This window comes from Aeromonas sp. 82P, from assembly GCF_051919365.1.
In the GTDB taxonomy this organism is placed as follows: domain Bacteria; phylum Pseudomonadota; class Gammaproteobacteria; order Enterobacterales; family Aeromonadaceae; genus Aeromonas; species Aeromonas veronii.
On record NZ_JBQBEV010000001.1, the window covers coordinates 1045350 to 1072248 of the forward strand.

Sequence of the window (26899 nt, forward strand, 5' to 3'; positions counted from 1 at the left end):
TTTCAAGGAGGAAACCCATTAAAATGGAATTGTTGCAGCAGTCTCTGTTTATCCCCTGTGGTGGCCATCAATTGCATGTTCGCCACATCAAACCCCGGGTCGCCGTGCATGGCGAGCCGATCCTGATGGTGCACGGCGCCATCGAGAATGGACGGATTTTCTATACCGAATCGGGCAAGGGGCTGGCCTGCTTTCTGGCCCGCCACGGCTATCAGGTCTATGTGGCTGATTTGCGGGGGCGGGGGCTCAGCACTCCTGCCATCGCCGAGCAGGCAGAGCACGGTCAGCATGAGCTGATCACCGAGGATCTGCCCGCCCTGCAGCGCTGGATTGCCGAGCGCCATCATGGTTTCAAGGTGCACTGGGTGGCCCACTCCTGGGGTGGTGTCATCATGGCCTCGACTCTGGTGCGCTTCCCCGAGCTGGCGGAACAGGTTGCCAGTCTGCTGTTTTTTGGCACCAAGCGCGGAGTGTCGGTGCACAATCCCGAGCGCTGGCTGAAGGTAGATCTGATCTGGAATCGGCTGGCCCCCTGGCTGGCTCGCCGCCGTGGTTTTCTGGCGGCTCGCAATCTGAAGATCGGTGCTGACGACGAGCCGCTGCGCTATCTGCAGGAGACCATCCCCTGGGTCAAGTGCGGCCCCTGGCAGGATCCTCACGACGGTTTTGCCTATGACGAGGCGGCGGCACGGGTCAACTGGCCACCGCTCTGGATGATTTCGGCCAAAGCGGACAAGGTGCTGGGTCACCCGACCGATGTGCGCCGTTTCAGCGACGAGATGGGGTCGGCCACTCGTCACACCCGATTGGGGCGGGACAATGGCAACCGCCTCGATTATGACCACATCAACATGCTGACCGCCCCGCAGGCCCAGGAGGATCACTTCCCCCAGATCCTCGACTGGCTGCTCAACCCGCAGGCGGCATGACAAAAAACAGGGCGCCTCGAGCGCCCTGTTTCATTTTTGTCTGTTTCCGGATCATCAGTTCAGCGGCGGCGTGATGCCAAAGCGGAACAGGGTGGCCTGGGTGGTATCGGTCAGTTCGCCCACCCCCACCACGCTCCACAGCTCCTCTTCCAGCTTGCGCGCCTTGTGGATGGCGAACTTGGCGATGTAGTCCAGCTCGTTGGCGATGAAGTTGGTGTCGGGCCGTCCGGTACGGGAGATACCGACCAGCACCGAGTAGAACTCCCCCTGTTGCTGCGCCAGCTCGATGAACTGACGCTTCTCTTTGTGGTTGGCAAAGCTGCTGGCCAGCCGGCTGCTGAAAATGGGCAGACCAGCCTTGGTCTGGATGCTGGCGATATAGACCTCGTCTTCTCTCGGTTTGTCCTCCCGCTCGATGGCGCGCAGCGGGTTCATCAGTAGCTCCTTGAGCAACTCCCCCTGAAACAGCGGGTAGAGGTTCTCCTGCTCCGGCAGCTCGGCACAGGCTTGCAGCAGCCGCTGCAGACTGCGTGGTTGCAGAGACTTGCCGATGGAGGCCGGTTTGGGCGCGCCCTTCAGCTTGTTGACGTAGACCGGCGAGTTGAACAGGTGGTGGGTGTAGATGTTGCGCAGTGCCCGCGCCAGCCCACGATAGCGGCGCTGCTCCTGCGCCGCCTTGAGCTTGTTCTGGTTGCTCTCGATCAGCAGGCTGAAGAATTGGCGGCCGGTATGGCGATCCGAATCCCCTTCGATGCAGAGGTGCAGCACGGTGCGGGTCATGTTGAGGCTGACCAGTCGGTAGGAGAGGCGCTGCAGATCCATGCTCTTGGAGAGCTCCTGCAAGCGGGGCAGGGCGATGGTCACCACATCGTTCTTCTCGCCGATAAAGGCATCTTCCAGCTCGATTTGCAGGCCGTGAGTCGAGATGTCGCGAGTCCAGCCGATCCAGGATTTGCCGTTGTGATGGATGGCGACCGCGGTCTTGTGGATGTAGCGCGACTCCTTGCGCAGCTGAACATAGTGCAGGGTTTCGATCTCGAACGGAGCAACCCCCTGTTCGTGACCAAAGCGTTGCAGCTCGTTGGCGTTGTTGCTGACCCCTTCCTGATGGAACTCTTCCCGCTGGGACTCCAGGCCGATCTCCTGCAGCAGGCCGCAGTAGCCGACCTGCTTGAGCCGCTCGAGCAGCAGGATGTCTTGCAACTGCGGGTTGTCCTGCCCCTGCAGTTGTCCCACATCTGCTTCGATCAGATCGCACGCCTCCAGCGTGAACTTGTAGACTCGCCAGCTGGGGCGGCGGGAGCCCACCTGGAAGAAGAGGGCGGTGAGGCCACTCTGGCGCAGCTCCTCGGCGGTGGCGGAGAAGAAGTAGATGTGGCTGCGCACCGTGTGGGTAAAGCAGTAGATGATGGTCTCGGTGGTGGTGCCGGGGGACGGGCAGAGCCGTTTCATCCGCTCTGCGCTGAAAAGCCCCGCGAGGGCATCGCGGTTTTTCTCATCGCGCCAATACTCCAGCAGGTGCTGGTTGTTTTCCGTACGCAGGGCAATCTCGAGATTGGGGCTGTCGCCAGTGCCGAAGAAGAGCGGCATGCCGGTCATCCGCGGCAGGTAGAACTGCTCATACCCCTTGATGATGGCGGCGGAGAGCAGATAGTCGACGCTGACCCGATAGCGGATCTTGTTGGCATCGATAAAGTCGCTGAGGAAGGCATCGAAGGCGGGCTGTTCGCCGGAGCGCACCAGTCGCAGCCAGTATTTCCCCTCTTTGCTCTCTTCGCCGAGGATCTGATAGCCGACCGGCTGATGCAGCACCGGATTGGGGGTGTCCCGCTCCAGTCCGGTAAAGAAGACCTCCACCTGAGCGCCGGTGTGATAGTTCGGCAGATAGGGAACCGAGACCCGCATGCCACCCAGTGAGAGATCGGAACTCTTGGCGAACAGCTTCTCACCATCCTGAAACTTGATCAGCACTGGCGAGCTGAAGTGCATCCGCTCCTGACGGCGGCCGTAGTAGCTGGCAAAGGCAATGGTGTTGACATCATATTGCCGGAAGGGGCTGGCCGGCGGCGACAGCTGACCATCCACGCGGGCGTTGTGGTGCTGTTTTTGCCACTGTTGCAGCGCCTCGTAGACACCGAGGGTATAGATATCGCGGTAGAGATAGCACTGGGACTGGAACAGGGCAATCGCATCGGCGGGCATGAAATGAGTGATGCCGTCGAACTCATGCACCAGGCACTCATCCTCCAGCTCATCGCGCATGTCGATGACCCTGCGGCAGGGGGAGCACTTGCGCTTGAGCTCCATCTTGATCAGAAAACGGCTGTTGCTGTTTTCCTCCTGAGTCATGCGGTTGAAGATCTCCTCGAAATCTTTCTCCCGCAGCAAGGGGACGAGTTGTTCAATCAGATGTTGCTGGTGTTCTGAATCCATTTGTTCCTGCCACGGAAAGTCACTTTTCCGATTCTGGGTTTGATCTGTCGGTCGCAAACAAGTATATCAAGCAGGAATTCATCCTGTCCCCGAGTTATCAATGGCCAAAAATAAAACTGCTTATGTTTGTTCCGAATGTGGTGCCGACTTCACACGCTGGCAAGGTCAATGCAGCGAGTGCAAGGAGTGGAATACCATCACCGAGGTGCGCCTCGGCTCGGTGAGCCCCGCTGGCAAGAGTGCCCGTTACACCGGTTATGCCGGCGCGGTCGGCAGTCAGGTACAGACACTGGCAGAGATTGCCACCACCGAAATTCCCCGTTTTACCTCAGGTTTCAAGGAGCTGGATCGGGTGCTTGGTGGCGGTGTGGTGCCAGGCTCGGCCATTCTGATCGGCGGCAACCCGGGGGCGGGCAAGTCGACCCTGTTGCTGCAGACCATGTGTGGTCTCGCTGAGCGGATGAAAACCCTCTATGTCACTGGTGAGGAGTCGCTGCAGCAGGTGGCGATGCGGGCCAACCGCCTTGGGCTACCCACCGACAAGCTGCGGATGCTCTCCGAGACCAGTGTCGAGCAGATCTGTCTGATTGCCCAGCAGGAGCAGCCGCAGATCATGGTGATCGACTCCATTCAGGTGATGCATGTGGCGGATGTGCAATCGTCCCCCGGTTCTGTCTCACAGGTGCGCGAAGCGGCTGCGTTGTTGACCCGCTATGCCAAGCAGAATCATGTGGCCATCTTCATGGTGGGTCATGTGACCAAGGATGGCAGTCTGGCGGGCCCCAAGGTGCTGGAACACTGCATCGACTGCTCTGTGCTGCTTGATGGTGGCCATGACTCCCGTTTTCGGACTCTGCGCTCCCACAAGAACCGCTTCGGTGCGGTCAACGAGCTTGGGGTTTTTGCCATGACCGAGCAGGGGATGCGCGAGGTGAGCAACCCCTCAGCCATCTTCCTCAGCCGAGGGCAGGAGCAGGCGCCCGGTTCCATCGTCATGGTGATCTGGGAGGGCACCCGGCCGCTGCTGGTGGAGTTGCAGGCGCTGGTGGACTACTCCCAGCTCTCCAACCCGCGCCGGGTGGCGGTGGGGATGGATCACAACCGGCTCGCCATGTTGCTGGCGGTGCTGCACCGTCACGGCGGGCTGCAGATGGCGGATCAGGATGTCTTCATCAACGTGGTTGGCGGTGTCAAGGTCGAGGAGACCAGTGCGGACTTGGCGCTGCTGCTGGCGATGGTCTCCAGCTTCCGGGATCAGGCGCTGCCCAAGGATCTGGTGGTGTTCGGCGAAGTGGGTCTTTCCGGTGAAATTCGCCCAGTGCCGTCTGGCCAGGAGCGGTTGCAGGAGGCGGCCAAACACGGTTTTCGTCGTGCCATCGTGCCGCACGCCAATGCCCCCAAGCATCCGATCGAAGGGATGGAAGTGGTGCCGGTCAAGAAGCTGTCTGAGGCACTCGAGGCGCTGTAATCCCTCAGCATTGCAATCGAGACAACCGCACAACGAAAAAAGAGCGCCTCGGCGCTCTTTTTTATGGGCTGGCACCTGCCATTAGGGCTGGCTGTGTTCCAGATGCTCGCTCAGCAGTTGTTCCAGCTCGCGGTGGAGCAGCTCTTCGTCGCCGACGTTAAGCTCGATCATCCGCTTGAGATGGGTGGCGCTGTCGATATCGATGTGGTGGCAGTAGAAACCCAGCTTCTTGCTGGCTTCGTGGGTCAGCTCGACCTGCATTTTGATCTCGATATCGCTACCGCTCAGGATAAAGCTGAGCTGGTACTCCTTGTTGTCACGACTCTCCCAGTCGTCGGGGCGGATCAGCAGGGCTCCCTGCAAGGAGACGTCGACAAGCTGGGTCTGCCACTTCTGTTCCCCCTGGGTGAGTTCTGCCATGGTCAAGTAGAGGATCCGTGCAAAACGGCGGCGCTCAGACATGCTCATCTCCTGTATGCAATAAGTGTGGACGCTAGGGTCATTGCTCTGAGTGTAATCCACCTTGGTTGCCAGTATCTTGAACTTGCTCCGAAAATGGCATTCAGGCTTGCTGGGTACTCAAGGATTCCACCACATGAAGCGCCTTGACCAGGCGATCTTCCTGTTTGAACCGCTCTTCCAGAACCGGACCCAACTCATTGAGATCATCATCCAGTAGCAGTAATTGGGCCTCGTCGGCATCACTGTATTTGTCGTTGAACTCGAGGGCGAATTCAGTGCTGTTGCGAATATGGGGATAGATGCGCTTGGCCAGCTCCAGAGTTTCGCCGCTGGCTTGCTCGAAGGCGGTGACGACGTGGTGGTAGATCTCGAAATGGCCCGCGCTGACATAGTCGACCAAGCGGTCGCAAAACTGATGCAGCTCTTCTGTTTTGGGCAGGCTGCGTTGCTTGGTCCGCGCCGGAGTGAGGCCTGCCAGCTGCATGTATCCAACCAGCAGCGCTTGCCTTGCATCCAGCCAGTCGTCGATAGCCTTATGCTTGCCTGCCAGCGCCTGCTTGGTCTGTTCCAGTTTCGTCAACATAATCCCTATCCCTCCGTGGGGCAAAGGCTGGCCGATTGTTCGGTATTCCGAGCCGTTTGAGCAGTGACACAACCTATAACTAGGGAAAATCTGGGCAAGCGTCAATAGCCATGGGGGGATAATGTTAAGTGGCGAAGAAATAGTCAGCGGATTGTGTCTGCGTGCTAGCAGGTTTCAGGCCTGCTCACGGTTTTTCGCGTGTGGAATGTGACTATTTCCGCAGATCTTGATGAAAACCCCAGCGTTTGACGCGTTCGGCTCGATAAAGGCTTTGCCTGTGCGTTTTTTTTTGCATAGAGTGACCCAGCGCTAAATGCCCGATCATAAAGGAAATGTTATGAACAAAGCTCAACTTGTCGATGCGATTGCCGCCAAAGCAGATCTGAGCAAAGCTCAGGCCAAAGTGGCTCTGGAAGAGATCATCAATGGTATTACCCAGAGCTTGAAAGAAGGCGATGCTGTGCAACTGGTCGGTTTTGGCACCTTCAAGGTCACCCACCGCGCAGGCCGCACCGGTCGTAACCCGCAAACTGGTAAAGAGATCCAGATTGCTGCTGCCAACGTGCCTTCATTCGTGGCTGGCAAGGCTCTGAAAGACGCCGTCAAGTAAGTCCGAAAGTCTGTTTTGTCCAATGCCAGTCAGCTTGCTGACTGGCATTGTTTTTATGGGATTCTCCCATCCTTCCTATTAGTCCTTCCTGACTTTTCCTTCTGTCAGCCTCGTTGCGGCTGAGGCCTTATGCCGTTTGCGGGTTGGATGGCCGCGGCCAGATCCGCTCATAGGCCCAGGTAAAGAGCATGATGTAGACGAGGTAGAAGGCGACGAAGCCGAGATCCAGCATCAGGGCGTCCCACACTCCCAAATCGAGCCAGAACATGACGCAGGGGAGGGAGAGCATCATAAAGCTCGCCTCATAGCCAAACGCGTGCAGGAAGCGGTCCAGTGGTCGCTTGTTGGTACGCCCGCAAAGTTTGAGCAACCCCTTGTCGAACAACAGGTTCCAGCCGTAGGTCCAGGCGGTGGCGACGATGGAGAAGAAGATGGCCAGCGAACCGACCTCGGCGACGCCCTGACCGAACAGCTGGCTGATCAGCGGTGCGACCAGTGCCAGCCCGATGCCTTCGTAGAGAACCAGATAACGAAGTCGATCAGGGGTGGTGCGTAGTTGGGTACTACTCATGGGGATATGCCTCCTGTGGGAGGCGCATTCTAATCAGGGAGTGGTTAAAAGAGAAGCATCGGCCCGTCATGACTGGCGTTGAGGGGCATGATGATGCCCCCTCTTTGCGATACGTCTCTATTGCCAATTTGGGCGTTAGCCCTGAGTGGTCAAGTCTGCGACTCAGGCGCCGGTTGGCGTGACCCGTGTCAGCATGGCAAAGCCCTCTTCCACTTGTGTGAGCTGTACCTTGACCTCCCCCAACTCGGCGAGCGAGGCAACATGAGTGCCACCACAGGGAATGGTCACCTCCTGGCCTTCCAGCATGCAGTGCCAGTAACGGGAATCGATGATCGCCTCGCCAGCGCGGCTGCGGCGGATCTCGCTCCCGGCTGCGATCCAGTCGGCCAGCTGCTGGTTTACCTTCTCTTCAATCAGCGCCAGATCTGCCAGCAGCGATTCGCTGTTGACCCCTTTCTTGCGCAAGCTCTTGCCTATGCGGTATTGCTCCCGCGAACCGCAAGGCTCGACCCGCGAGCTTTGAATAGCCAGGCGGTCGAAGTCGGGCTGGCCCAGTGCATCGCGCTCGCTTACCTCCTTGCGCCAGTAGGGAGTTAGTACTCGATTGAGCGCCAGCGCGGCCAGATGGCAGCCACTATGGCCCAGACTCAACGCGTGGCGGGCAGCGCTATCCACTTGCAATTCGACCTGGCTGCCAACGGCCAGCGCGTGGTCTCCGGTCAGCGGATGGACCACCACGAAACTCCACCCCTCTGCGCCCCGCTTGACCGGAATAGCTGTATCGACGAACAGCTCGCCATCCGGGCTGATGGCCCCCATCCGGCAAGGGCCAATGGCGGCTTCGCCCCCTTCCCAGCGAGCATGGCCCACGTCCCCCGGCTGATCGGGCCAGAGGTGACTCTGGGGATGAAAGGGGGTGAGGTCGGTGACCAGCAGTGTGGTGTCACCGCGCTGGCAGCAGACCACGCTGACCTGCTCCTGATGATGGCCCAGTACGAAGCTGGCTCGGGTGTGTTCCATGGCAAGGCTCCCGCAACGATAAATGAGAAGAGAAAGCGGCAGCATACGCCAAAGTGCGAAGAGGCTCATTAACCAGAGTTAATGAGCCCCTCTTCTCGGTTTTACGGTTCGCTAGATCATGGCAACCAGCAGATAGGCGTTGAGCCCGATCACCAGCGCAACGATAAGGCGTCCTACCGCCTGGGTGACGGGGTGGTTACGATGTTGCCCCATCAGTGCCCGATCGCCGGTCAGCATCAACAGCGGGATCAGGGCCAGCGCGATGCCAAAGCTCAGGATCACCTGACTCAACACCAGAATTTCGGTGGTGTTGAGCCCCATGGCGATTACCACGAAGGCGGGAGCCATGGTGATGGCGCGACGCAGCCAGAGCGGGATGGTAAAGCGGACAAAGCCCTGCATCACCACTTGCCCGGCCAGGGTGCCCACCACGGTAGAGCTGATACCGGAGGCGACCAGCGAGAGGCCAAACAGGGTGGCTGCAGCCTGACCCAGCAGCGGAGTGAGGGTCTGATAGGCGGATTCCAGCTCCGCCACCTGCTGGTGGCCCGAGCTGTGGAACGCAGCGGCCGCCATCGCCATCATCGCCAGATTGACGAAGCCGGCGATGGTCATGGCAATCGCCACATCGACCCGGGTGGTGTGCAGCCGCTGGCTGACTGAACCCTGATCCTGCGTGTGCTGGGTCAGTGCCGAGTGCAGGTAGATAACGTGGGGCATCACGGTGGCACCGAGCACACCGGCGGCCAGATAGACGGCATCGCTGTTGGGCAGACCGGGGAAGAGGGCGCCCTCCAGCAGGCTGGGCAGATGGGGGCGGGAGAAGATCAGCTCGACGATGTAGGCCGCCGCGACAAACAGCAGCAGGCCACCGACCACGAACTCCAGCGGTTTCTGGCCGCGGGATTGCAGCATCAGGATCCCCCAGGTCACCACGGCGGTGATACAGGCCCCTTCAAGCAAGGTCACGCCAAGCAGCAGCTTGAAGCCGACTGCAGCGCCGATAAATTCGGCGAGGTCGGTGGCCATGGCGATGATCTCTGCCTGCACCCAGTAGGCCCAGACCGCCGGTTTTGGCAGTCGGTCGCGGATGTGCTCCGCCAGATTCTTGCCGGTGACGATGCCGAGCTTGGCCGAGAGGGTCTGCACCACCATGGCCATCAGGTTGGCCCATACCACTACCCAGAGCAGTTGGTAGCCAAAGGTAGAGCCCGCCTGAATATTGGTGGCGAAGTTGCCCGGGTCGATATAGCCGATGGCGGCGATAAAGGCAGGCCCGAGCAGGGTCAGTTTGAATTTGCGGGCTGGAATCGTAGTCGTCAGTGCGGGTTGCATGGCATCACCCTCCATAAGGATATGGAGAGAGAATAGATCTAAGTGATAATCATTATCAATTGTTGTTTCTGATGATTTCCATCGGGAAAAACATTTAAGGCGGTCAGTTGCAGTGAGGGATGTGATTTCGTACAATACGCCGCCCTAGAAAAGCAGCGACTAAACACCTTTATGTTCCTTGCCTCCGAGGTCTGGCTGCACCTGGGCGGAGGCTGAATTAATCCGTAAGGAGCTAAAATGCGTCATTACGAAATCGTCTTCATGGTTCATCCGGACCAGAGCGAGCAAGTTCCCGGCATGATCGAGCGTTACACCGGCGCCATCACCACCTCCGGTGGTACCATTCATCGCCTGGAAGATTGGGGCCGTCGTCAGCTGGCTTACCCGATCGACAAACTGCACAAAGCCCACTACGTTCTGATGAACGTAGAAGCAGAGCAAGCCGTTATCGATGAGCTGGAAACCAACTTCCGCTTCAACGATGCCGTTATCCGCAACATGATCATGCGCACCAAGCACGCCGTGACTGAAGTTTCTCCGATGGCCAAGGCCAAAGAAGAGCGCTTCACCCGTCGTGACGACGAGCGCCGCGAAGAAGCTACTGAAGCTGCTTCCGAAGAGTAATTCTGGATCACTGACTAGAGGATAAAGGCCATGGCACGTTATTTCCGTCGTCGTAAGTTCTGCCGCTTCACCGCCGAGAACGTTACCGAGATCGACTACAAAGATATCGTTACTCTGAAAAACTACATCACTGAATCTGGCAAGATCGTACCGAGCCGTATCACCGGTACCCGCGCCAAGTATCAGCGTCAGCTGGCACGCGCCATCAAGCGTGCTCGTTACCTGGCTCTGCTGCCGTACACCGATCTGCACAACAAGTAAGAATCGGCCCGGCACTTAAGCCTAACTCAACGAAATTTATAGAGGAAAGGTAATGCAAGTTATCCTGCTCGACAAAATCGCCAAACTGGGCGGTCTGGGTGACCAAGTTTCCGTGAAATCTGGTTATGCCCGTAACTACCTGATCCCGCAAGGCAAAGCTGTTATGGCCACCAAGGCCAACATCGAAGCTTTCGGTGCTCGTCGCGCTGAGCTGGAAGCCAAACTGGCTGCCAACAAAGCTGCTGCTGAAGAGCGTGCTGCCAAGCTGGCCGAACTGGCTACCGTGGTTATCGCTTCCAAGTCTGGCGACGAAGGCAAGCTGTTCGGTTCCATCGGTACCCGTGACGTGGCTGAAGCCATCACTGCTGCCGGCGTAGCCGTTGCCAAGAGCGAAGTCCGCATGGGCAACGTTCTGCGTAACACCGGTGACTACGAAGTTGCTGTTCAGCTGCACGCTGACGTTAAAGCAACCGTACAGATCCAGGTTGTTGCCCTGTAATAGCGATTCGCTTTTGCAGAGAAAACCCGCGCACTTGCGCGGGTTTTTTATTTTCCGGCCCGGGGGTAGAGTGAAGCTCTGTTCCACTGGAGGAGATCCCTATGGCTTGGGTAGAAGGCCGCGTCATCGAACGCATCGAATGGACACCCACCCTGTTCTCCCTGCGGGTAGCGGCCGAGCTGGCTCCCTACAAGGCAGGCCAATTCACCAAGCTGGCCCTCGAGCAGGATGATCGCCGCATTCAGCGCGCCTACTCCTTCGTCAATCCCCCCTCTGCGCCATACCACGAGTTCTATCTGGTCGAGATCCCGAGCGGTGAGCTGACTCCCTCGCTCGGCTCGCTGCAAGCAGGCGATACCCTGCTGGTGCAATCCCAGGCGACCGGCTTTCTGACGCTGGATGAGGTGCCCGCCGGGCGCGATCTCTGGCTGCTCTCGACTGGCACTGCCATCGGCCCCTTCCTCTCCATGCTGGCCGATGGTGAGGCGTTCAACCGTTTCGAGAATTTGGTGCTGGTGCATGGGGTACGTAAAGGCGAAGAGCTGAGCTATCAGGATTTGATCGCCAGCTTTGCCGAGCAATATGGCGCGCGCTTTCGCTATGTCCCCTTTGTCAGCCGCGAGCCCTGGCCCGATGCAATGGCAGGGCGGATCCCGGCGGCGATTGCCAATGGTCAGCTACACGCGCGGGTGGGGTTGGAGTTCTCACCCGAGCTGAGTCAGGTGCTGGTCTGCGGCAATCCGGAGATGGTGAAAGAGACCCAGCAGACCTTGCTGGAGCTGGGGTTGGCCAAGAATCTGCGGCGGGCGCCGGGCAATATCAGTGCGGAGAATTATTGGTAAACAATCAGCACAGGGGCGCCAAGCCCCTGTTGCATCAGGAGAGGGCGTTCAGTTCTTCTTGCCATTGCCCTTGTTTTTATCTTTCTGTTTGTCGTGACCTTGCCCGGGGTTATTGCCGCTGTGTATGCTGCGGTTGTAGTGATCCCGGTACTTGCCATCCATCTTGTCGCAGTTGAGTTTGATCCGGCTGTCGCCAATGCCAAGATCCAGACAGTTGTCCTGCCACCAGTCGTACTCTTTGTCATCCCAGTCGAGATTGATCTTGATGTCATCACCGGAGATCTTGATGCCATCGCTATTTTTGCTTGGCGGCGCCGCAACCGCGATGCCATGCACCATCAGCAGGGAGAGCAGCAGGGCACCGCGCCGGATAACGGGGTTGTGTTTGGTTTGGGTCATCGCAAGGGGACTCCTGTCGTTATTGGCCACTCTGCGAGTTGGCAGGGATCTGGTTGGTTTGCGGCGGCTGGTTGCGGTTCTCTTCATCTTCCAGATTGAATTTGACCGCCCTGCAGTCGGCCGGTGCGGTTTCGCCGACCCCCAAGTCGAGACAGTCGTTCTGGGTCCAGCCGAACTGCTTGTCATCCCAGTCCAGGTTGAATTTAAGCTCATCGACGGAGAATTCGGAGCCACTGCTCTCTTGATATTGCTGTGTCGCTGCGGCGCTGCCGGTAACCAGAAGAAGGGAGAGTAGCAAAGTGGTCTTACTGTTCATGATGGCCTCGGATAATTGCAACGGTGGATGAGTGTACAGACCGGAGCTGAACCCGGGCGGAACTGTTCCCCATCTCACCACATGATCAAGTCAGGGAGGGATTGTATCGCTTTTCTGCTGCCGATTTGTCCGTTTTGGTCGCACTCTGGGCAGCTGGTTGCCAATCTGAAGGAATTCAGTCATTTGCCCTTCTCTGGGCGAGTCTGGCGACTATAATCGGCAGCCAACTTTTCCTGCACAGCACACCCCTTCATCATGACCACACAGGACTCCTCCACATTGCGCTACCCCAAGGGGTGGTTTGCTCTGACGACGGTATACAGTTTCACCGGGTTGGCCATTCTGGCTTCCATTATCTTCTCCCTGCTGCTGTTCCTCTCCATCGATGACAACCCGCTGATGAAGTGGCTGTTCGGCGGCTTGGCCATCATCTTCGAGCTGGGCAAGTTTTACGTCTGGTACGAGTACGGCGAGCGCAAGGCGCGGCGGGATCTGAGTGGTGCCTTCTGGTCGCTGCTGTTCTACAGCGTGCTGGCGGCCATCTCCATCGGCGGTAGTATCGGTGGCATCAACAGTGCCACCAACACGGTGCTGAGCCAGCAGGCGCGCCACGAACGGGAACTGGCCCGTTTCGACGAGCAGATCGCCAGCATCGAGCGGCAGATCCAGCTCAACGAGGAGGCGGCCCGCAAATATATCGAGCTGGAGCGCATCTCCAGTGGCGTCTCCTCGTTGCAGCACGCCAATACCAAGCTGCGCTTGCAGCAGGATGAGCTGCGTCAGCAGCGCGATGCCAAGCCGGTCAACGAACAATCCTCCATGTTGGGGCTGATGAGCAGTCTGGCGGACGGGGTGGGGATGAGCATCAGTCAGGTGCAGTTCCTGCTGGTCTGCTTCCTCTCGGTGTTGCTCGACGTGTTCGGTGCCTTTTTCGTCAGTCTGATCGGCGAGGAGAACCGCTTTCGCCGGATGTGGCGCTGGCAGCAGGAGCAAGCTCGCAGAGAGGCGCAGGCAGCGTTGGCGATGGTTGCCCAGCCCGAGCCCATCATGCCCCCCGAGCCCGCCCCCGAAGTGCTGGCGCAGGTGCGCGGTGCGCTGGTGAGCGGTGAGCTCAAGTGCAGCAAGCGCTCGGTGGCACAGGCGCTGTCACTCTCGCTGGAGGAGGTGGACCGAGTGTTCCACCATCTGCTGTCGCAAGGGGTGCTGGGGCAGGGGAGCAATCGACACTACTACCTCAATCCGGCGCTGGAGCAGCAACCCGGATAGTGAGAAGGCCACCGAAACTCGGTGGCCTTTTTCGTTATCGAGTGGCTTGGCACTCAGTGAGTCAGCACCATCATCAGGCTGAGGAAGGCGGCCAGTCCGCCACCGATGCCGATGATCCAGTAAAACCCCTTGGCCCCCTGTTTGAGCGGGATGCGGAAGTAGAGCAGAAATGCCCACCACCCCAGTGCCAGCAACAGAGGAATAAGAAACATTCGAGCCATGGTGTCCTCGCTGTTATTCTGTTGACCCTTGATCAATCAACAGGATGGATTGTGCAATGACGCAACTACAGATTACCGCATTCGGTGACCCCTCGGTACTCAAGCTCAACCCTTCCCTCGATAAGGTGCCAGCCGATGGCGAAGTGCGGGTACGCATCTGCTTTGCGGGGGTGAACCCCATCGATGCCAAAACTCGCGCCGGTCTTGGCTGGGCGGCGGCCCAGAACAAGGACAAGCTGCCCTGGACACCGGGTTATGACATCTCCGGCGTGGTAGAGAAGGTGGGCCCCGGCGTGACCTCGCTGGTCGAGGGGGATCGGGTGTGCGGCATGGTCGGTTTTCCCCTTACCGCCGGTGGCTACGGGGAGTCGGTGGTGGCAAGCGAGAGTGAGCTGGTCAAGCTCGACGGGGTGAGCCTTCAGCAGGGGGCGGCGCTTCCGCTGGCCGGTCTCACCGCCTGGCAGGGGCTGCTTGAACACGGTGGCCTCAAGAGCGGTCAGCGGGTCTTGATCCTCGCCGGTGCCGGTGGGGTCGGCCATCTTGCGGTGCAGTTTGCCAGCGCCTATGGTGCCGAGGTGGTGGCTACCGCCAGCCCGGACAACCATGGCTTCCTGCACGCACTGGGGGCGCGCTGGATGGTGGATTACCACGATGCGAACTGGCCCGCACGGGTGGTGGCAGAGGCCGGTCAGGTCGATCTGGTGCTGGATCTGGTGGGTGGCGAGAGTGGCAAGGCGGCGCTGGCCTGTGTCAAACCGGGTGGCCGCTTGGTGACTGTGCCCACTATTACCGCCCAGCAGATCAAGGATGCAGGGGCTGCGGCGGGTATCGAGGTGGTCGGCATGCTGGTGCACCCTGACCAGAAGCAGCTGGGTCAGATGTTGATGCTGCTGCGTCAGGGGGAGGTGAAGGTCACCCTCGCCGGTGAATTCCCCCTGGCCGAGGGGGCGCTGGCCCATCAGGCCATCGAAGGGGGCCATGTGCGCGGCAAGCTGCTGCTGCGCATGCCTGCGGCCGATGGCCTGCCCGGATGAGCGAGATGATGGAGATGGGGCTGGGGTGGCTCTTTTTAAGCGCATTCACCTCCGCCACCCTTCTGCCCGGTAGCTCCGAAGTGCTGCTGGGGGCCATGGCGGCCAAGGGGGAGTGGAGCATGGCGAGCCTGCTGCTGTGGGCGACGCTGGGCAATACCCTCGGTTCCATGACTACCTGGTGGCTCGGCTGGCTCGCCACCTTCAAGAAAAAACCGGAAGATTTTCAAGGCCGTGGGGAACAAAAAGCCTTAGGTTGGCTCAAACAACATGGTCACTGGTGTCTGCTGCTTGCCTGGACGCCGGTGGTCGGTGATGGTCTCTGTCTGTTGGCCGGTTGGCTGCGCCTCTCCTTCTGGCGCTCTCTCATTCTGATCGGGCTCGGCAAATTGTTCCGTTATGCCCTGGTTTTTCTGCTGGCCAGTCACATTTTCTAGCCTGTTTTTGTCACTCACGAGGTTACCGTGAACAAAGTCATACCTTTAACGATTCTGCTGGGCTTCACCCTGCCGGTGCTGGCGGCTCCGACCCTGATCGCCGAACAGGGCAAGGAGGAGGGCAAGCTCGCCATCCCCTACCAGATGTACAAGCTGGACAACGGCCTGACCGTGATCCTGGCTCCCGACCGCTCCGATCCGCTGGTGCATCTAGATGTGACCTATCACGTCGGCTCATCCCGCGAGACGGTCGGTAAGTCCGGCTTCGCCCACTTCTTCGAGCACATGATGTTCCAGGGCTCGAAACACGTCGGTGATCAGGAGCATATGCGGATCATCAACGAGGCCGGTGGCGACATGAACGGCACCACCAACAAGGACCGCACCAACTACTACGAGACAGTGCCTGCCAACCAGCTGGAAAAAGTGCTCTGGCTGGAGGCGGATCGGATGGGCTTCCTGCTCGATGCGGTGAGCCAGAAGAAGTTCGAGATCCAGCGCGCCACCGTCAAGAACGAGCGGGCCCAGCGGGTCGACAACCAGCCGTACGGGCTGGTGAGCGAAAAGGTGGGGGAGGCGCTCTATCCGCGTACTCACCCCTACTCCTGGCAGCCTATCGGTTACGTGGAAGATCTCGACCGGGTCGATGTGAACGACCTCAAGCAGTTCTTCCTGCGCTGGTATGGCCCCAACAACGCCACCCTGACTCTGGGCGGCGACTTTGACAGCAAGCAGGCCCTCGAATGGATCGAGAAGTACTTCGGCTCTATCCCGCGCGGCCCGGACGTGGCCGAGCCGACGCCAAAGCCGGTGACCCTGCCCGAGACCCGCTACGTGACGCTGCAGGACAAGGTACACCTGCCGCTGCTCTATATCAGCTACCCCACCGTATCCCTTGGTGACCCGCAGGAGCCTGCGCTCGACATGTTTGCCGACGTACTCGGTGGTTCCGCCAGCTCCATGCTCTACCAGTCGCTGGTGAAAACCGGCAAGGCGATCGATGTGGGGGCGTCCCACTACTGCGAAGAGCTGGCCTGTACTCTGACCGTCTACGCCTATCCCAATCCGTCGCAGGATGGCAGCCTCAAGACCCTCAAGGGGGAGGTGGACAAGGTGATCGGCGAGTTTGCCCAGCGCGGCCTCAAGCCGGAAGATCTGGAGAAGGCGATAGCCAAGTACCGTGCCTCCGCCATCTGGGGTCTGGACAGCGTCTCCGGCAAGGTGAGCCAGCTCGCAATGGGTCAGGTGTTTGCCCAGGATCCCAACTATGTGTTCAAGACGCTGGATGCCATCGGCAAGGTGACACCGGAGCAGGTGAAGGCCGCCTACGACAAGTTCATCGCCGACAAGCCGGCGGTGGTGCTGAGCGTGGTGCCCAAGGGCAAGACAGAGTGGCAGGTTGCCACCCCGAACTTTACCCCCGCCAAGCGCGAGCTGCCGGATTACAGCAAGCATGACGAGGCGCTGGCCGAACGACCGGTAAAAGACAATTTCGATCGCAGCGTGCAGCCCAAGGCGAGCGAGGCGGTGAGCGTCAAGGTGCCCGCCATCTGGCACGGCAAGCTCGACAAGAACATCGAGATCATTGGCACCAAGAGTGACGAGATCCCCGCGGTCTCCATCATGATCGCCCTGCCGGGCGGTATTCGTGCCGAAGATAAGGGGCAACTGGGGCTGGCCAATCTGACCGCCGCCATGATGGGGCAGGGCACGGTGCGCCTGACCGAGGCTCAGCTGAGCGATGAGCTGCAAAAGCTGGGCTCAAGCATCGATGTCTCCAGCGCCCAGTACAACAACCTCATCACCGTCAGCTCGCTGGCGGACAAGTTGCCCCAGACGCTGGCGCTGGTGCGCGAGGTGCTGGAGCGCCCGGGCATGCGGGAGGCGGACTTCGAGCGGGTCAAGGCGCAGCTGCTGCAAGGGATGCAACAGGCCCAGCAGCAGCCCGAGTGGCTGGCCGGGCAGGCGTTCCGCGAGCTGGTCTACGGCAAGCAGAACCGCCTCGGTCAACCTACCGACGGGGTGGCGGCCGATGTGGCCAAGCTGACCCTGGCCGACGTGAAGCACTTCTATCAGGCCTACTACAGCCCCACTAACGCCAAAGTGGTGGTGGTCGGTGATGTGGGCCAGAAGCAGATCGAGGAGCAACTTGGCTTCCTGACCGAGTGGAAGGGGGCCACGCCGACTCTGGGGATCTCAAGCTCAAGGGTGAGCAGGCCAAGCCGGGCATCTATCTGGTCGACAAGCCGGGGGCGCCCCAGTCGGTGATCCGTATCGGTCGTCGCGCCATGCCATTCGATACCACGGGGGATTACTTCACCGCCGGGCTGATGAACTTCAACCTGGGTGGCAACTTCAACAGCCGCATCAATCTCAACCTGCGGGAAGACAAGGGTTACACCTACGGCGCCAGCTCGGGCTTCTCCGCCAACCGCGAGGTGGGCACCTTCGCCACCGGCGCCAATGTGCGGGCCGATGCAACCGTCGATGCCATCCGCCAGTTCCTCAAGGAGATGGACAACTACCGCAAGAGCGGCCCGACCCCGGTCGAGCTGGCCTATATGCGCAGCGCGGTCTCCCAGCAGGATGCCCTCTCTTACGAGACCTTGGGCCAGAAGGCGGGCTTCCTGCTGCAGATGGTGATGTATGACCTGAAGCCGGACTATGTGCAGGCCCAGAACAACCTGATCAAGACGGTGTCGCCCGAGGCGCTGAAGGCCAGTGCGGCCCGTTGGCTCAATCCGGCCGACATGGTGATCGTGGTGGTGGGAGACAAGCAAAAGCTTGAAAAACCCCTGAAGGAGCTTCATCTTCCCATCTATCCGCTGCAGTTGCCGTAACTGACGCTTTATAAAAATCAAGAGCCGCCCCGGATGGGGCGGCCTCACATGAGCCGTGAATATGACTACAACAAGCTTGTCGCTCACCGAGTTGCTGAATGCGTTGGGATCACCGGAGCGCCTCACCGCGCTCAAGGGGATCCGGCGCGGGATCGAGCGTGAATGCCTGCGCATCACGCCGGATGGCCGACTCGCCCAGAGTGACCATCCCCGGGTGCTGGGCTCGGCCCTGACCCATCCCAATATCACCACCGACTACTCGGAGAGTCTGCTGGAGTTCATCACCCCGGCCACCGACTCCATCGACAGCCTGATGGAGCAGCTCGGCGACATCCATCACCATGTGATTCAACATCTGGGTGACGAGCGGATTTGGCCGCTCTCCATGCCCTGCTTCGTCGGCGGGGAAGAGAGCATCCGGCTGGCCCAGTACGGCAGCTCCAATATCGGCAAGATGAAGACCCTCTACCGTCAGGGTTTGAAGAACCGCTACGGCAGCCTGATGCAGGTGATCGCCGGGGTGCACTTCAACTTCTCCATGCCAGACAGCTTCTGGAGCGAGTGGCAGGATCTGGTGTGCGAAGGGTGCTGCAGCCAGCGCTTTATCTCCGACAAGTACATGGGGCTTATTCGCAACGTCTACCGCTTCGGCTGGCTGGTGCCCTATCTGTTCGGCGCCTCCCCGGCCATCTGCGAATCCTTCCTCAAAGGGCGCAAGAGCAACCTGCCGTTCGAGAAGACCGGCAAGGGCACCCTCTATCTGCCTTACGCCACCGCGCTGCGTCTCTCCGATCTGGGCTATACCAACAGCGCCCAGGCTGGGCTCAAGATCAGTCACGACAATCTGCCGGCCTATGTCAGCAGCCTGCGCCGCGCCATCAACACCCACAATCCCGACTTTGCCAAGATCGGGGTCAAGGTGGATGGGGAGTATCGTCAGCTCAATGACAACGTGTTGCAGCTGGAGAACGAGCTATACGCCCCGATCCGCCCCAAGCGTACCCCGCGCAGCGGCGAGAAGCCCTCGGATGCGCTGGATCAGCGCGGCATCGAATACATCGAGCTGCGTACCGTGGACGTCAACCCCTTCACCCCGCTCGGCATCGATGCGGATCAGATTCGCTTCTTCGACCTGTTCCTGGTCTGGTGCCTGCTGCGCCCCTCTCCGGTGCTGAGTGACGAGGAGATTGCCCGCAACCGCCGCAACCAGAACAAGGTGGTGCTGGAAGGGCGTCGTCCCGGCCTGATGCTGGAAGATGAGCAGGGCAATGCCATTGGCCTCAAAGAGTACGGCCTCAAGCTGTTCGACGAGCTGGCTCAGGTGGCCGATCTGCTGGATCGCTGCTGCGGCCGCAACCGCTATCGCGAGACGCTGGCGATGCATCGCGAGAAGCTGCTCAACCCCGAGCTCACCTATTCCGCCCGCATGCTCAAGGAGCTGCTGGAGAGTGGCAAGGATAACGGCTGCTACGGCGACAAGCTGGCGACCCGCTATCGCGAGGAGCTGCTGGCAGGGGAGCTGCAGTACTGGGATGAGGCCTACTTTGCCGGTGAGGCGAAGGATTCGCTGGCCAAGCAGCGCGAACGCGAGCGCAGCGACAGCCTGTCGTTCGATGACTTCCTGGCCGACTACTTCGGTACCACTACCACTACGGCCTGAAGGCGGGTTCGTACCAACCAAAGTGCCAACAAAAAGCCGCTCGAGTGAGCGGCTTTTTGATTTCTCTGAACCAGAGCGATATCAGACGTGGTTATACATCGCCTCGATTTCGCTCTGGTACTTGGCCTCGATGATCTTGCGGCGCAGCTTCATAGTGGGGGTCAGCTCACCCAGCTCCATGGAGAAGGCGCTCGGCAGCAGGGTGAACTTCTTCACCTGCTCGAACTTGGCCAGCTCCTTTTGCAAGTCGGCGATGCGGGCTTCGAAGAACTCCATCACCCGGGAGTGGCGCAACAGCTCGGTCTTGCACTGGTACTGCAGGTTGATGGAGCGGGCGTACTCCTCAAGCGACTCGAAGCAGGGGACGATCAGCGCAGAGACGAAGTGGCGGGCATCGGCGACGATGGCGATCTGCTCGATAAAGCGATCCTTGCCGATGGTCCCTTCCACCAGTTGCGGAGCCACGTACTTGCCGTTGGAGGTCTTCATCAGCTCCTTGAGGCGCTCGGTGAAGTAGATATTGCCTTGGCTGTCGAGCTCACCGGCATCGCCGGTACGCAGGAAGCCATCCTCGGTCATCACTTCTGCGGTGGCGTCCGGCTTGTTGTAGTAGCCGCGCATCACGGTGGGGGAGCGCACCAGCAGCTCGTTGTTCTCACCCAGCTTCACCTCGATGCCGTTCAGTGCCGTGCCGATGGAGCCCAGCTTGAACTGGCTGTCTTCGTAGCAGCAGACGGTGGCGGTGGTTTCGGTCATGCCGTAGCCGTACTTGAGGTTGAGCCCCATCGCCTGAAAGAAGAGGTTCACATCGTCGGCCAGACGGGCGCCCGCCACCGGCAGGAAGCGGGTGCGGCCGCCAAAACGGGCGCGCAGCTTGCGAAACACCAGCCGCTCGGCGAGCCAGAGCTGGCCGTAGAGCAGCGGGGAGGCGGACTTGCCCGCCTGACGGGTGGCAACCATCTGCTTGCCGACCTTGGTCGCCCAGCCAAACAGGGCGCGGCGCAGAGCCGGAGCCTGAGCCACCTTGGCCTGGATCATGGCGTAGGCCTTCTCGTAGAGGCGCGGCACGGCGCACATTACGGTCGGCTGCACCTCGCCAATCACATCCATCACCTTCTGCGGATCGCGGATATAGACGTTCTCGGCACCGCAGTAGAGCACGTAGTAGCTCCATGCCCGCTCGAACACGTGGCTGAGTGGCAGCATGCAGAGCGACACATCCTGCTGATTGAGGTCGAGGCGGCTGTTGTGCATCTCGAAACAGGCGGCGATGTTGCTGAAGTCGAGCATCACTCCCTTGGGCTCGCCTGTGGTGCCGGAGGTGTAGATCAGGGTCAGCAGATCATCCATCCGGTACTGGGTTTCCCGCTCGCGCAGTTCCTGTTCACTGGGCTGATGGTTGCCGGAGACCAGAAATGTCTGGAAGTGGCTCGCCTGCTCGCAGCCGCGCAGATTGACGTTGCCATCGAGGGCGATGAGCTGGCGGATCTCGCCGCTTTCAATCAGTTGCAGCGCCTGATCGAACTGGGGTTGTTCGCCAACGAACAGCACCTTGATGCCGGCATCTTTGACGATGTAGCGCAGCTGATCGAGCGTGCTGGTGGGGTAGATAGGGACGCTGACACCGCGGGCGGCCAAGATGCCGAGATCGGCCTGGGTCCACTCCGGCATGTTGCGGGCATAGATACCGACCATTTCGGTTGGCTGGTGGCCGGCACGGATCAGCGCCTGTGCGCAGTAGTCCATGGCCTGACCCAGAGTACGCCAGCCGATGGCGCGCCACTGGCCATCTTGCTGAACCCGCAGGGCAGCCTTGTTGCCAAGCTGGGCAATACGTTCACGCATCAGTCGAACCAGATGAAGCTTCGGCATCAGTTAAACATCCTTTAATTACAGTTGTACGCCCGCGAGGGCACTAAAAATCGGGCTAGAGTTTAAACTCCAACATTACAGCTTACAAGTGTTCGCCATTTGTCTTGGATCACAAAGAGCGCAAATAGCTCTCCCTTTGCGCAGACTGGCCGATACTGCTAGGAGGCAGAGAGAGGGTTAACGATATGAATCTGTGGGTGAAAGGGGCGTTGGCCGCGGTCGGGCTGATGGTGGTGGGGGGCGCTGCGTTTTGGTTCTTTGCCGGAACGTCATCACAGGGGCCCGCCAATCCCTGGTATCAGGGGGCCGAGGGGTATCAGCAGGCGCAGCAACAGGCGCTGGCGTTGGGCTATCCGCTGCTCTATGTGCTGGAGACCCCCAAGTGCCGCCGCTGCGGCGATCTGGAGAAGAAATTCTGGCAGAGCAAGGAGATGGCTGGTCCGCTTGCCCGGTTGGTGAAGGTGCGGCTCAACCCGGGCAAGGGGGATGGCAGCGAGCAGATCCTGCGCCGCTTTCCCAAAGTCGCCACGCCGCCCGGCATCTATATCCAGCAGCCGGGCCAGCCCCTCAGACCCATCAAGATAGTGGTGGATATCGACCAGATCTGGATGCCGGGGAAAACCTGGCAGCGTGGCTTCTATATGCCGCTCTCCGGGGCCGGATTCGAGGCGGTGGTGCATACCACCCTGGCCTTGCAGGATCCCGCGCTGGACAACGCCCCCCTCGATTGAGGGGGGACAAAAGGCTTGGGCGCGACGAACAGGCTGGATCAGCCGAAATCGAACAGTCGCGACATCAGCACCGCATCTTCCCTGTCGTTACCGGTGCCGTAGTAGTCGGCGCGGCGGCAATACTCGGCAAAACCGGCGCTCTCGTAGAGGTTGATGGCGGTCTGGTTACCGGCCCGTACCTCGAGAAACCAGGCCTCTGCCCCGGCTTGCTTGCTGCGCGCCAGATAGGCCTGCAGCAGTGTCCGTCCCAACCCCTTGCCCTGAAACGCCGGATGCACACAGATATTCATTAGCGAGCTGTCACCGGCCACCAGATCCGAGATATAGAAGCCCGCCGGGGAACCATCGACCAGCATCAAGCCGTTGAGATAGCGAGGGCCGAAGCAGGAGAGCAGGTTGGCCTCACTCCACGGCTCCTTGTGAGCGGCTTGCTCGATGGGGTAGACAAGGTCGAAATCGCTCTCGAGCAGGGGACGAAACTCAGGCATGGGGGCTCCGGATGGCAAGATGTTGGGCACTGGGGTTGGCAGAGGCGGCATTTGTAAAATCAGGTAAAAAGAGCGGCATCACAGTGGGTCTTGGCGGCATGATGCAGGATCACGCCGCGTTGGCCGCAAGGTGCTGGCGCAGTTGTTGCCACAGGGCGCGCTTTTGCGCGGCGCTGGGAGCGAGCGGGCAGATCAGCGCATCAGGCCGCGCGGGGTTGGCCTCCGTCAGCCAGAGCAGAGGAGAGGCGCCCGCCGTTTGCAGATCGGCAGGCGGCAGCTCGCTGAGCAGTGAGACCTCGTCGGGGGTCATGCCGAGCAACTGGCAGATATCCGCCAGCAGCGTGGTGGCAGGCAGCTGAGGCGCCAGCAACCAGAGTTTGCCGCTGGGCAGCGGAGCGCGGGTGGCCGGTGCCGTCTGGCCCGGCTGTGTGGCGTTTTGCGCAAGCTCGGGTGCGAGAGCTGCACCCAGCAATGCCGGACGACGCAGTTGCCAGCTTTGAATGCCCATGCGGGCCAACATGCTCTGACGAACGGGATCTTGCATTTGAGGCGACTCACTCTTGATCTGCATTGGGGAAAATTGTGTTGCGCAGGGTACACTCGAACCGCTTTTGCTGCACCCTTTGCAACGCATCATCTGGCGCATGCGGGCATGGTGCCATCACGACACTGGCTATGCATGAGCGCAGCACGCTGCCGATACGGTATCGCACTGCCCTTGCGTTTTTTCCTGCCAGAGGCGGGTATTGTGCGGCAAGAGATACCAGAATAAACATCATAACAAGACAAAACCCAAGGTCGAGCAAATGGATATCGCGCCTTGGGGCTAACATCATCCCAGCTTCGGAACACTCTCTATGTCGTCTTTAGCTCAAGCCCAGAACCCTGCGCGTCTTATTCCCATCCAGGAGCGCTTGCCCCGGCTGCTGGCCGCCCTCGGTGAGGGACTCTACGAACGGCAGGATGCTTTGCGCCTCGGTCTGCTGGCGGCCCTCAGCGGTGAGAGTGTCTTCTTGCTGGGGCCACCCGGTATTGCCAAGAGCCTGATTGCCCGCCGCCTCAAGCTGGCCTTTCACGACGCCCGCCACTTTGAATACCTGATGACCCGTTTCAGTACGCCGGAGGAGGTGTTCGGCCCCCTCTCCATTCAGGCACTGAAAGAGGATGGCAAATATCTGCGCCTCACCACAGGTTATCTGCCAGAGGCTGAGGTGGTGTTCCTCGACGAGATCTGGAAGGCAGGTCCCGCCATCCTCAACACCCTGCTCACCGCCATCAACGAGCGGCAGTTTCGCAACGGAGACAGCCAGCACTCCATCCCGATGCGCTTGCTGGTGACTGCCTCCAACGAGCTGCCGGCGCAGGACAGCGGGCTGGAAGCGCTCTACGACCGGATGCTGGTGCGGATCTGGATGGATCGGGTGCAGGAGAAAGCCAACTTTCAATCCATGCTGGCCAGCGATGGCCACGCCCACCAGAACTTGCCGGAATCCCTGCAGATCCGGGGGGATGAGTACGAGCAGTGGCAGGGCCAGATTGAACAGGTGCGCCTGCCGGATGCCTGTTTCGAGCTCATCTATCAGCTGCGCCAGCAGCTCGACAGTCAGCTGGCCCATCGCTGCTATGTGTCGGATCGCCGCTGGAAGAAGGCGGTACGGCTTATCAAGGCGAGCGCCTTCTTCAATGGCCGTGACGAGGTCGCACCGGTAGATCTGCTGCTGTTCAAGGATTGTCTCTGGCATGACGAGGAGTCCCGCACCGCCTTGCTGGAGATGATGACCGAATTCTCCCGTCTCTACGGCTATCAGCAACTGGCGATGACCCGTCAGCTGCTGGCGTTGCGGGATCAGTTCAAACAGCTCAAACAGAGCGTGGCCCAGCGCCTTTGCACAAAGGCCCGCCAACGTAAGCAGTGGTTTGGCCGGCGGGCCCGGGGTATCGAGATCCCGCTTGCCAATGCCAGACCCTTCGGCAAGCAGGTGCACTTCCATCTGCTCACCCCGGCACCGCTGGATGGCAGCGATCCCGAGCGTCTCACCCGCACCCTGGTGTTCGATCGCACCCTGCTCTCCCACTGGCGCCCCACCGGTGAGGCGCTGGTGGGTTATGAGTTCGGCAACCCGAAAGAGGGCCATTACGAGCTGGTGCTGGACGATGAGCTGCGGCTGCAGGTGCTCGATATCCAGCGCCAGCAGATCCCGCTGGTTTTGATGGAGCGCAACGCCATCCCCGAGGTGGTGCTGGCGCCCTGGTTACAGTCGCTCGACGAGCAGCTGGTTCAGGTCGGCAAGGTGATGCAGATGCTCAAGCAGCAGCGCAGCCTGTTCGAGCGTCATCAACAACACCTCTTTATCGACTCACGCTGGTTGCAGCAGGTGGAGGACAGCTTCTTCGTGCTGAACAGGGATCTCGAACTGTTGCGCAGCGAGCTGACCCAGTGGCGCGAGCGGTTGCCAAGGCTGGACGAGTAAGGAGCGCTCATGCTTGAGATCGGCATGCTGGATCTGGGGCTCCTGATTGGCGAAGGGGAGCTTGCGGGTGAGGTGGCGCTCCTGCTGGCGGCCTCGCCCAAGATTTCCGAATTTATCAAACGCTCCCCGCTACAGGGCAAGTTATTGAAAAAGCGCCTGCAGAGCTGGGGCGAGCAGCTTGGTGAGGAGATCCGCCACAAGCCGGTGCCGGTGGCGCTGGAGCAGGAGTACCTGCTCTATCAGGCACACCGGCAACTGCCGATGACCGAGCTGATTGGTCGCCTGCCCGGCCTACTGGAGTCGCTGGAGCAGTACAGCCCCTTCGCCGGTGAGGCCAGATCCTTGGTGCGTCAGCTGACGGCCCACCCCACCGAGGGGCTGCGCCAGCTCTTTATCGACAAGTGGCGCGCCAGTCTGGTGGGGAGCCTGTTGCAGTTGCAGCAGCAGATCGCCGAGGCGGAGCGGGAGAAGCAGCGTCAGGAGATTGAAGATCAGCTGCTGGCGAGCCGCACCCTGGCTGATGCCCTCGATCCCAACAAAATCTCGGCTGGTGGCCTGTGGGATCTGGCTCAGGGGCACTGGCACAAGCGCAGTCTGGTGCTGGTCAAGCAATACGCCCGCATGTTGCAGCGCGAGCCTTTGCTGGCGGAGATTGCCGGTCTGCTCGGGCGCAGCGAGCGGGATCGGCGGGCGCAGGAGCAACCTGTGCCGCCGGTTCAGGTGCTGGAGTTGGAACCCGCCCCCAGCGACGATGTGCCGGACGATCTGGTGGGGATCCATCAGGCGAACGATCTGATGCGGCTGCTGCCAAGCGAGGCGGTGATGCTGGGGCTACCGGAGCTGGAGCTGGAGTTCTACCGCCGCTATCTGGAGCGGCGTCTGCTCAGCTACCAGTCACGTGGCACCTTGCCGCGTCAACGCATCATGCTGCGCACTCCGGAGCAGGGGGGGCAGCAGTTGCAGCAGCGAGGCCCCTTTATCGTCTGCGTCGATACCTCCGGATCCATGGGTGGTTATCCCGAGGAGTGTGCCAAGGCGCTGTTTCTGGCGCTGCTCAAGGTGGCGATGGATGAGAAGCGCGGCTGCTACCTGATGCTCTTCTCCACCGAGGTGGCGACCCTCGAGATCACCGCGGATACCGGTCTGGACAAGGCGGAGCGCTTCCTCTCCATGAGTTTTCACGGCGGTACCGACCTGGTGCCCTGCCTGGAAAAAGCGCTGGCCAAGCTCGATGATCCCGCCTTTGCCAAGGCGGATGTGCTGGTCATCTCCGACTTTATCGCCCAAAGCTTGCCCCATCCCCTGCTCGATCAGATGAACCGCTATCGCCAGCGTCAGACCCGTTTTCACGCCGTCGCCATGTCCCGCCACGCCAAGCAGGCGCTGTTGCGGATTTTTGACAACAGCTGGCTGCTCGATTGCGGCCTGCGCGGCCGGCTGCTGCGGCGCTGGCAGCATCACTAGTGACCGGGAGGGGGCAACCCCTCTTGAGTTGTTATCCCGCCCCAATTTTTCGCTGTGCGTACCCGC

Annotated in this window: 26 protein-coding genes and 1 pseudogene; 15 read left to right on the top strand and 12 right to left on the bottom strand. The window is 60.2% G+C overall.

Annotated features, from left to right (window positions below):
- Positions 1-23: 23 nt before the first annotated feature.
- Positions 24-929 (top strand): alpha/beta hydrolase family protein, encoded by a 906-nt coding sequence (locus ACTG2S_RS04885; protein WP_202003086.1) that lies wholly within the window; start codon positions 24-26, stop codon positions 927-929.
- A 54-nt stretch (positions 930-983) separates the two neighbouring features.
- Here the strand turns inward: ACTG2S_RS04885 and ACTG2S_RS04890 are convergent, their stop codons facing one another.
- Positions 984-3362: a PilZ domain-containing protein gene (locus ACTG2S_RS04890; protein WP_439982075.1), complete on the bottom strand. Its 2379-nt coding sequence runs from the start codon at positions 3360-3362 to the stop codon at positions 984-986.
- 100 nt (positions 3363-3462) lie between these two features.
- Here ACTG2S_RS04890 and radA point away from each other — a divergent pair, with 100 nt between their 5' ends.
- On the top strand, positions 3463-4830 hold the full coding sequence (gene radA, locus ACTG2S_RS04895; RefSeq protein ID WP_005340481.1) for a DNA repair protein RadA: 1368 nt from the start codon (positions 3463-3465) through the stop codon (positions 4828-4830).
- Positions 4831-4911: 81 nt separating this feature from the next.
- On the opposite strand, the gene ACTG2S_RS04900 is transcribed toward radA, so the two are convergent.
- Together ACTG2S_RS04900 and ACTG2S_RS04905 are read right to left on the bottom strand one after the other, a co-directional pair.
- Positions 4912-5292 (bottom strand): PilZ domain-containing protein, encoded by a 381-nt coding sequence (locus ACTG2S_RS04900; RefSeq protein WP_005340482.1) that lies wholly within the window; start codon positions 5290-5292, stop codon positions 4912-4914.
- 100 nt (positions 5293-5392) lie between these two features.
- Entirely contained in the window at positions 5393-5875 is a 483-nt protein-coding gene (locus ACTG2S_RS04905; RefSeq protein ID WP_005348975.1) for an Rsd/AlgQ family anti-sigma factor, read from the bottom strand.
- Positions 5876-6212: 337 nt separating this feature from the next.
- Between ACTG2S_RS04905 and hupA the strand changes: the two genes are divergently transcribed.
- A complete protein-coding gene (hupA, locus tag ACTG2S_RS04910; protein WP_005340484.1) occupies positions 6213-6485 on the top strand; it encodes a nucleoid-associated protein HU-alpha in 273 nt (90 codons plus the stop codon).
- 127 nt (positions 6486-6612) lie between these two features.
- On the opposite strand, the gene ACTG2S_RS04915 is transcribed toward hupA, so the two are convergent.
- From ACTG2S_RS04915 to ACTG2S_RS04925, 3 genes are all read right to left on the bottom strand, one after another.
- Positions 6613-7056 (bottom strand): PACE efflux transporter, encoded by a 444-nt coding sequence (locus tag ACTG2S_RS04915; protein ID WP_274160570.1) that lies wholly within the window; start codon positions 7054-7056, stop codon positions 6613-6615.
- A gap of 162 nt (positions 7057-7218) precedes the next feature.
- Positions 7219-8076: a hypothetical protein gene (locus ACTG2S_RS04920; protein WP_216947958.1), complete on the bottom strand. Its 858-nt coding sequence runs from the start codon at positions 8074-8076 to the stop codon at positions 7219-7221.
- A 111-nt stretch (positions 8077-8187) separates the two neighbouring features.
- Positions 8188-9411: an Nramp family divalent metal transporter gene (locus ACTG2S_RS04925; RefSeq protein WP_042084394.1), complete on the bottom strand. Its 1224-nt coding sequence runs from the start codon at positions 9409-9411 to the stop codon at positions 8188-8190.
- Between the two features lie 237 nt (positions 9412-9648).
- Here ACTG2S_RS04925 and rpsF point away from each other — a divergent pair, with 237 nt between their 5' ends.
- The 4 genes from rpsF to ACTG2S_RS04945 all read left to right on the top strand — a co-directional run bounded on the left by rpsF (position 9649) and on the right by ACTG2S_RS04945 (position 11637).
- Positions 9649-10035 (top strand): 30S ribosomal protein S6, encoded by a 387-nt coding sequence (gene rpsF / locus ACTG2S_RS04930; RefSeq protein WP_005308887.1) that lies wholly within the window; start codon positions 9649-9651, stop codon positions 10033-10035.
- 30 nt (positions 10036-10065) lie between these two features.
- Positions 10066-10296 (top strand): 30S ribosomal protein S18, encoded by a 231-nt coding sequence (gene rpsR, locus ACTG2S_RS04935; protein ID WP_005308890.1) that lies wholly within the window; start codon positions 10066-10068, stop codon positions 10294-10296.
- Between the two features lie 52 nt (positions 10297-10348).
- Positions 10349-10795 carry a 50S ribosomal protein L9 gene (gene rplI, locus ACTG2S_RS04940; protein WP_005340490.1) on the top strand — a complete coding sequence of 149 codons (447 nt, stop codon included), beginning with the start codon at positions 10349-10351 and terminating at the stop codon, positions 10793-10795.
- Positions 10796-10896: 101 nt separating this feature from the next.
- Entirely contained in the window at positions 10897-11637 is a 741-nt protein-coding gene (locus tag ACTG2S_RS04945; RefSeq protein WP_439982078.1) for a ferredoxin--NADP reductase, read from the top strand.
- A 48-nt stretch (positions 11638-11685) separates the two neighbouring features.
- Here the strand turns inward: ACTG2S_RS04945 and ACTG2S_RS04950 are convergent, their stop codons facing one another.
- Together ACTG2S_RS04950 and ACTG2S_RS04955 are read right to left on the bottom strand one after the other, a co-directional pair.
- Positions 11686-12036, bottom strand: coding sequence for a hypothetical protein (locus ACTG2S_RS04950; RefSeq protein WP_274160572.1), 351 nt, complete (start codon positions 12034-12036; stop codon positions 11686-11688).
- A 19-nt stretch (positions 12037-12055) separates the two neighbouring features.
- Complete coding sequence (locus tag ACTG2S_RS04955) at positions 12056-12352, bottom strand: hypothetical protein (RefSeq protein ID WP_021229026.1); 297 nt, start codon at positions 12350-12352, stop codon at positions 12056-12058.
- 255 nt (positions 12353-12607) lie between these two features.
- On the opposite strand from ACTG2S_RS04955, the gene ACTG2S_RS04960 reads away from it, so the two are divergent.
- Positions 12608-13618, top strand: a complete 1011-nt coding sequence (locus ACTG2S_RS04960) for a Preprotein translocase subunit SecY (RefSeq protein WP_139741594.1) — start codon at positions 12608-12610, stop codon at positions 13616-13618.
- 53 nt (positions 13619-13671) lie between these two features.
- On the opposite strand, the gene ACTG2S_RS04965 is transcribed toward ACTG2S_RS04960, so the two are convergent.
- The gene (locus ACTG2S_RS04965) at positions 13672-13839 is read right to left on the bottom strand and encodes a hypothetical protein (RefSeq protein ID WP_005308905.1); all 168 of its coding nucleotides are present in this window, start codon (positions 13837-13839) and stop codon (positions 13672-13674) included.
- 56 nt (positions 13840-13895) lie between these two features.
- Between ACTG2S_RS04965 and ACTG2S_RS04970 the strand changes: the two genes are divergently transcribed.
- The 4 genes and pseudogenes from ACTG2S_RS04970 to gshA all read left to right on the top strand — a co-directional run bounded on the left by ACTG2S_RS04970 (position 13896) and on the right by gshA (position 19807).
- Positions 13896-14873: an NADP-dependent oxidoreductase gene (locus ACTG2S_RS04970; protein WP_274160573.1), complete on the top strand. Its 978-nt coding sequence runs from the start codon at positions 13896-13898 to the stop codon at positions 14871-14873.
- Positions 14870-15307, top strand: a complete 438-nt coding sequence (locus ACTG2S_RS04975) for a YqaA family protein (RefSeq protein ID WP_005348990.1) — start codon at positions 14870-14872, stop codon at positions 15305-15307. The genes ACTG2S_RS04970 and ACTG2S_RS04975 overlap by 4 nt, the downstream gene beginning before the upstream one ends.
- Before the next feature lie 27 nt (positions 15308-15334).
- Positions 15335-18147: pseudogene (locus ACTG2S_RS04980) on the top strand (M16 family metallopeptidase).
- A gap of 61 nt (positions 18148-18208) precedes the next feature.
- A complete protein-coding gene (gene gshA, locus ACTG2S_RS04985; RefSeq protein ID WP_274160575.1) occupies positions 18209-19807 on the top strand; it encodes a glutamate--cysteine ligase in 1599 nt (532 codons plus the stop codon).
- 81 nt (positions 19808-19888) lie between these two features.
- Here gshA and ACTG2S_RS04990 read toward each other — a convergent pair whose 3' ends face one another.
- Positions 19889-21679, bottom strand: a complete 1791-nt coding sequence (locus tag ACTG2S_RS04990) for an AMP-dependent synthetase/ligase (protein ID WP_069528041.1) — start codon at positions 21677-21679, stop codon at positions 19889-19891.
- A gap of 227 nt (positions 21680-21906) precedes the next feature.
- Here ACTG2S_RS04990 and ACTG2S_RS04995 point away from each other — a divergent pair, with 227 nt between their 5' ends.
- On the top strand, positions 21907-22410 hold the full coding sequence (locus tag ACTG2S_RS04995) for a hypothetical protein (RefSeq protein WP_371155262.1): 504 nt from the start codon (positions 21907-21909) through the stop codon (positions 22408-22410).
- A 38-nt stretch (positions 22411-22448) separates the two neighbouring features.
- On the opposite strand, the gene rimI is transcribed toward ACTG2S_RS04995, so the two are convergent.
- Together rimI and ACTG2S_RS05005 are read right to left on the bottom strand one after the other, a co-directional pair.
- Positions 22449-22898 carry a ribosomal protein S18-alanine N-acetyltransferase gene (rimI, locus tag ACTG2S_RS05000; RefSeq protein ID WP_139494903.1) on the bottom strand — a complete coding sequence of 150 codons (450 nt, stop codon included), beginning with the start codon at positions 22896-22898 and terminating at the stop codon, positions 22449-22451.
- Between the two features lie 109 nt (positions 22899-23007).
- The gene (locus tag ACTG2S_RS05005) at positions 23008-23442 is read right to left on the bottom strand and encodes a DNA polymerase III subunit psi (RefSeq protein WP_439982081.1); all 435 of its coding nucleotides are present in this window, start codon (positions 23440-23442) and stop codon (positions 23008-23010) included.
- Positions 23443-23755: 313 nt separating this feature from the next.
- On the opposite strand from ACTG2S_RS05005, the gene ACTG2S_RS05010 reads away from it, so the two are divergent.
- Together ACTG2S_RS05010 and viaA are read left to right on the top strand one after the other, a co-directional pair.
- Complete coding sequence (locus tag ACTG2S_RS05010; RefSeq protein ID WP_274160578.1) at positions 23756-25369, top strand: ATPase RavA domain-containing protein; 1614 nt, start codon at positions 23756-23758, stop codon at positions 25367-25369.
- Between the two features lie 9 nt (positions 25370-25378).
- Positions 25379-26833, top strand: coding sequence for an ATPase RavA stimulator ViaA (gene viaA / locus ACTG2S_RS05015; protein ID WP_439982083.1), 1455 nt, complete (start codon positions 25379-25381; stop codon positions 26831-26833).
- Positions 26834-26899: the final 66 nt, after the last annotated feature.

Excerpts from the sequence above, each read along its gene's own strand:
- ACTG2S_RS04885 (WP_202003086.1), top strand. The coding sequence starts at position 24 with ATGGAATTGTTGCAGCAGTCTCTGTTTATCCCCTGTGGTGGCCATCAA.
- ACTG2S_RS04890 (WP_439982075.1), bottom strand. The coding sequence starts at position 3,362 with ATGGATTCAGAACACCAGCAACATCTGATTGAACAACTCGTCCCCTTG.
- radA (WP_005340481.1), top strand. The coding sequence starts at position 3,463 with ATGGCCAAAAATAAAACTGCTTATGTTTGTTCCGAATGTGGTGCCGAC.
- ACTG2S_RS04900 (WP_005340482.1), bottom strand. The coding sequence starts at position 5,292 with ATGTCTGAGCGCCGCCGTTTTGCACGGATCCTCTACTTGACCATGGCA.
- ACTG2S_RS04905 (WP_005348975.1), bottom strand. The coding sequence starts at position 5,875 with ATGTTGACGAAACTGGAACAGACCAAGCAGGCGCTGGCAGGCAAGCAT.
- hupA (WP_005340484.1), top strand. The coding sequence starts at position 6,213 with ATGAACAAAGCTCAACTTGTCGATGCGATTGCCGCCAAAGCAGATCTG.
- ACTG2S_RS04915 (WP_274160570.1), bottom strand. The coding sequence starts at position 7,056 with ATGAGTAGTACCCAACTACGCACCACCCCTGATCGACTTCGTTATCTG.
- ACTG2S_RS04920 (WP_216947958.1), bottom strand. The coding sequence starts at position 8,076 with ATGGAACACACCCGAGCCAGCTTCGTACTGGGCCATCATCAGGAGCAG.
- ACTG2S_RS04925 (WP_042084394.1), bottom strand. The coding sequence starts at position 9,411 with ATGCAACCCGCACTGACGACTACGATTCCAGCCCGCAAATTCAAACTG.
- rpsF (WP_005308887.1), top strand. The coding sequence starts at position 9,649 with ATGCGTCATTACGAAATCGTCTTCATGGTTCATCCGGACCAGAGCGAG.
- rpsR (WP_005308890.1), top strand. The coding sequence starts at position 10,066 with ATGGCACGTTATTTCCGTCGTCGTAAGTTCTGCCGCTTCACCGCCGAG.
- rplI (WP_005340490.1), top strand. The coding sequence starts at position 10,349 with ATGCAAGTTATCCTGCTCGACAAAATCGCCAAACTGGGCGGTCTGGGT.
- ACTG2S_RS04945 (WP_439982078.1), top strand. The coding sequence starts at position 10,897 with ATGGCTTGGGTAGAAGGCCGCGTCATCGAACGCATCGAATGGACACCC.
- ACTG2S_RS04950 (WP_274160572.1), bottom strand. The coding sequence starts at position 12,036 with ATGACCCAAACCAAACACAACCCCGTTATCCGGCGCGGTGCCCTGCTG.
- ACTG2S_RS04955 (WP_021229026.1), bottom strand. The coding sequence starts at position 12,352 with ATGAACAGTAAGACCACTTTGCTACTCTCCCTTCTTCTGGTTACCGGC.
- ACTG2S_RS04960 (WP_139741594.1), top strand. The coding sequence starts at position 12,608 with ATGACCACACAGGACTCCTCCACATTGCGCTACCCCAAGGGGTGGTTT.
- ACTG2S_RS04965 (WP_005308905.1), bottom strand. The coding sequence starts at position 13,839 with ATGGCTCGAATGTTTCTTATTCCTCTGTTGCTGGCACTGGGGTGGTGG.
- ACTG2S_RS04970 (WP_274160573.1), top strand. The coding sequence starts at position 13,896 with ATGACGCAACTACAGATTACCGCATTCGGTGACCCCTCGGTACTCAAG.
- ACTG2S_RS04975 (WP_005348990.1), top strand. The coding sequence starts at position 14,870 with ATGAGCGAGATGATGGAGATGGGGCTGGGGTGGCTCTTTTTAAGCGCA.
- gshA (WP_274160575.1), top strand. The coding sequence starts at position 18,209 with ATGACTACAACAAGCTTGTCGCTCACCGAGTTGCTGAATGCGTTGGGA.
- ACTG2S_RS04990 (WP_069528041.1), bottom strand. The coding sequence starts at position 21,679 with ATGCCGAAGCTTCATCTGGTTCGACTGATGCGTGAACGTATTGCCCAG.
- ACTG2S_RS04995 (WP_371155262.1), top strand. The coding sequence starts at position 21,907 with ATGGTGGTGGGGGGCGCTGCGTTTTGGTTCTTTGCCGGAACGTCATCA.
- rimI (WP_139494903.1), bottom strand. The coding sequence starts at position 22,898 with ATGCCTGAGTTTCGTCCCCTGCTCGAGAGCGATTTCGACCTTGTCTAC.
- ACTG2S_RS05005 (WP_439982081.1), bottom strand. The coding sequence starts at position 23,442 with ATGCAAGATCCCGTTCGTCAGAGCATGTTGGCCCGCATGGGCATTCAA.
- ACTG2S_RS05010 (WP_274160578.1), top strand. The coding sequence starts at position 23,756 with ATGTCGTCTTTAGCTCAAGCCCAGAACCCTGCGCGTCTTATTCCCATC.
- viaA (WP_439982083.1), top strand. The coding sequence starts at position 25,379 with ATGCTTGAGATCGGCATGCTGGATCTGGGGCTCCTGATTGGCGAAGGG.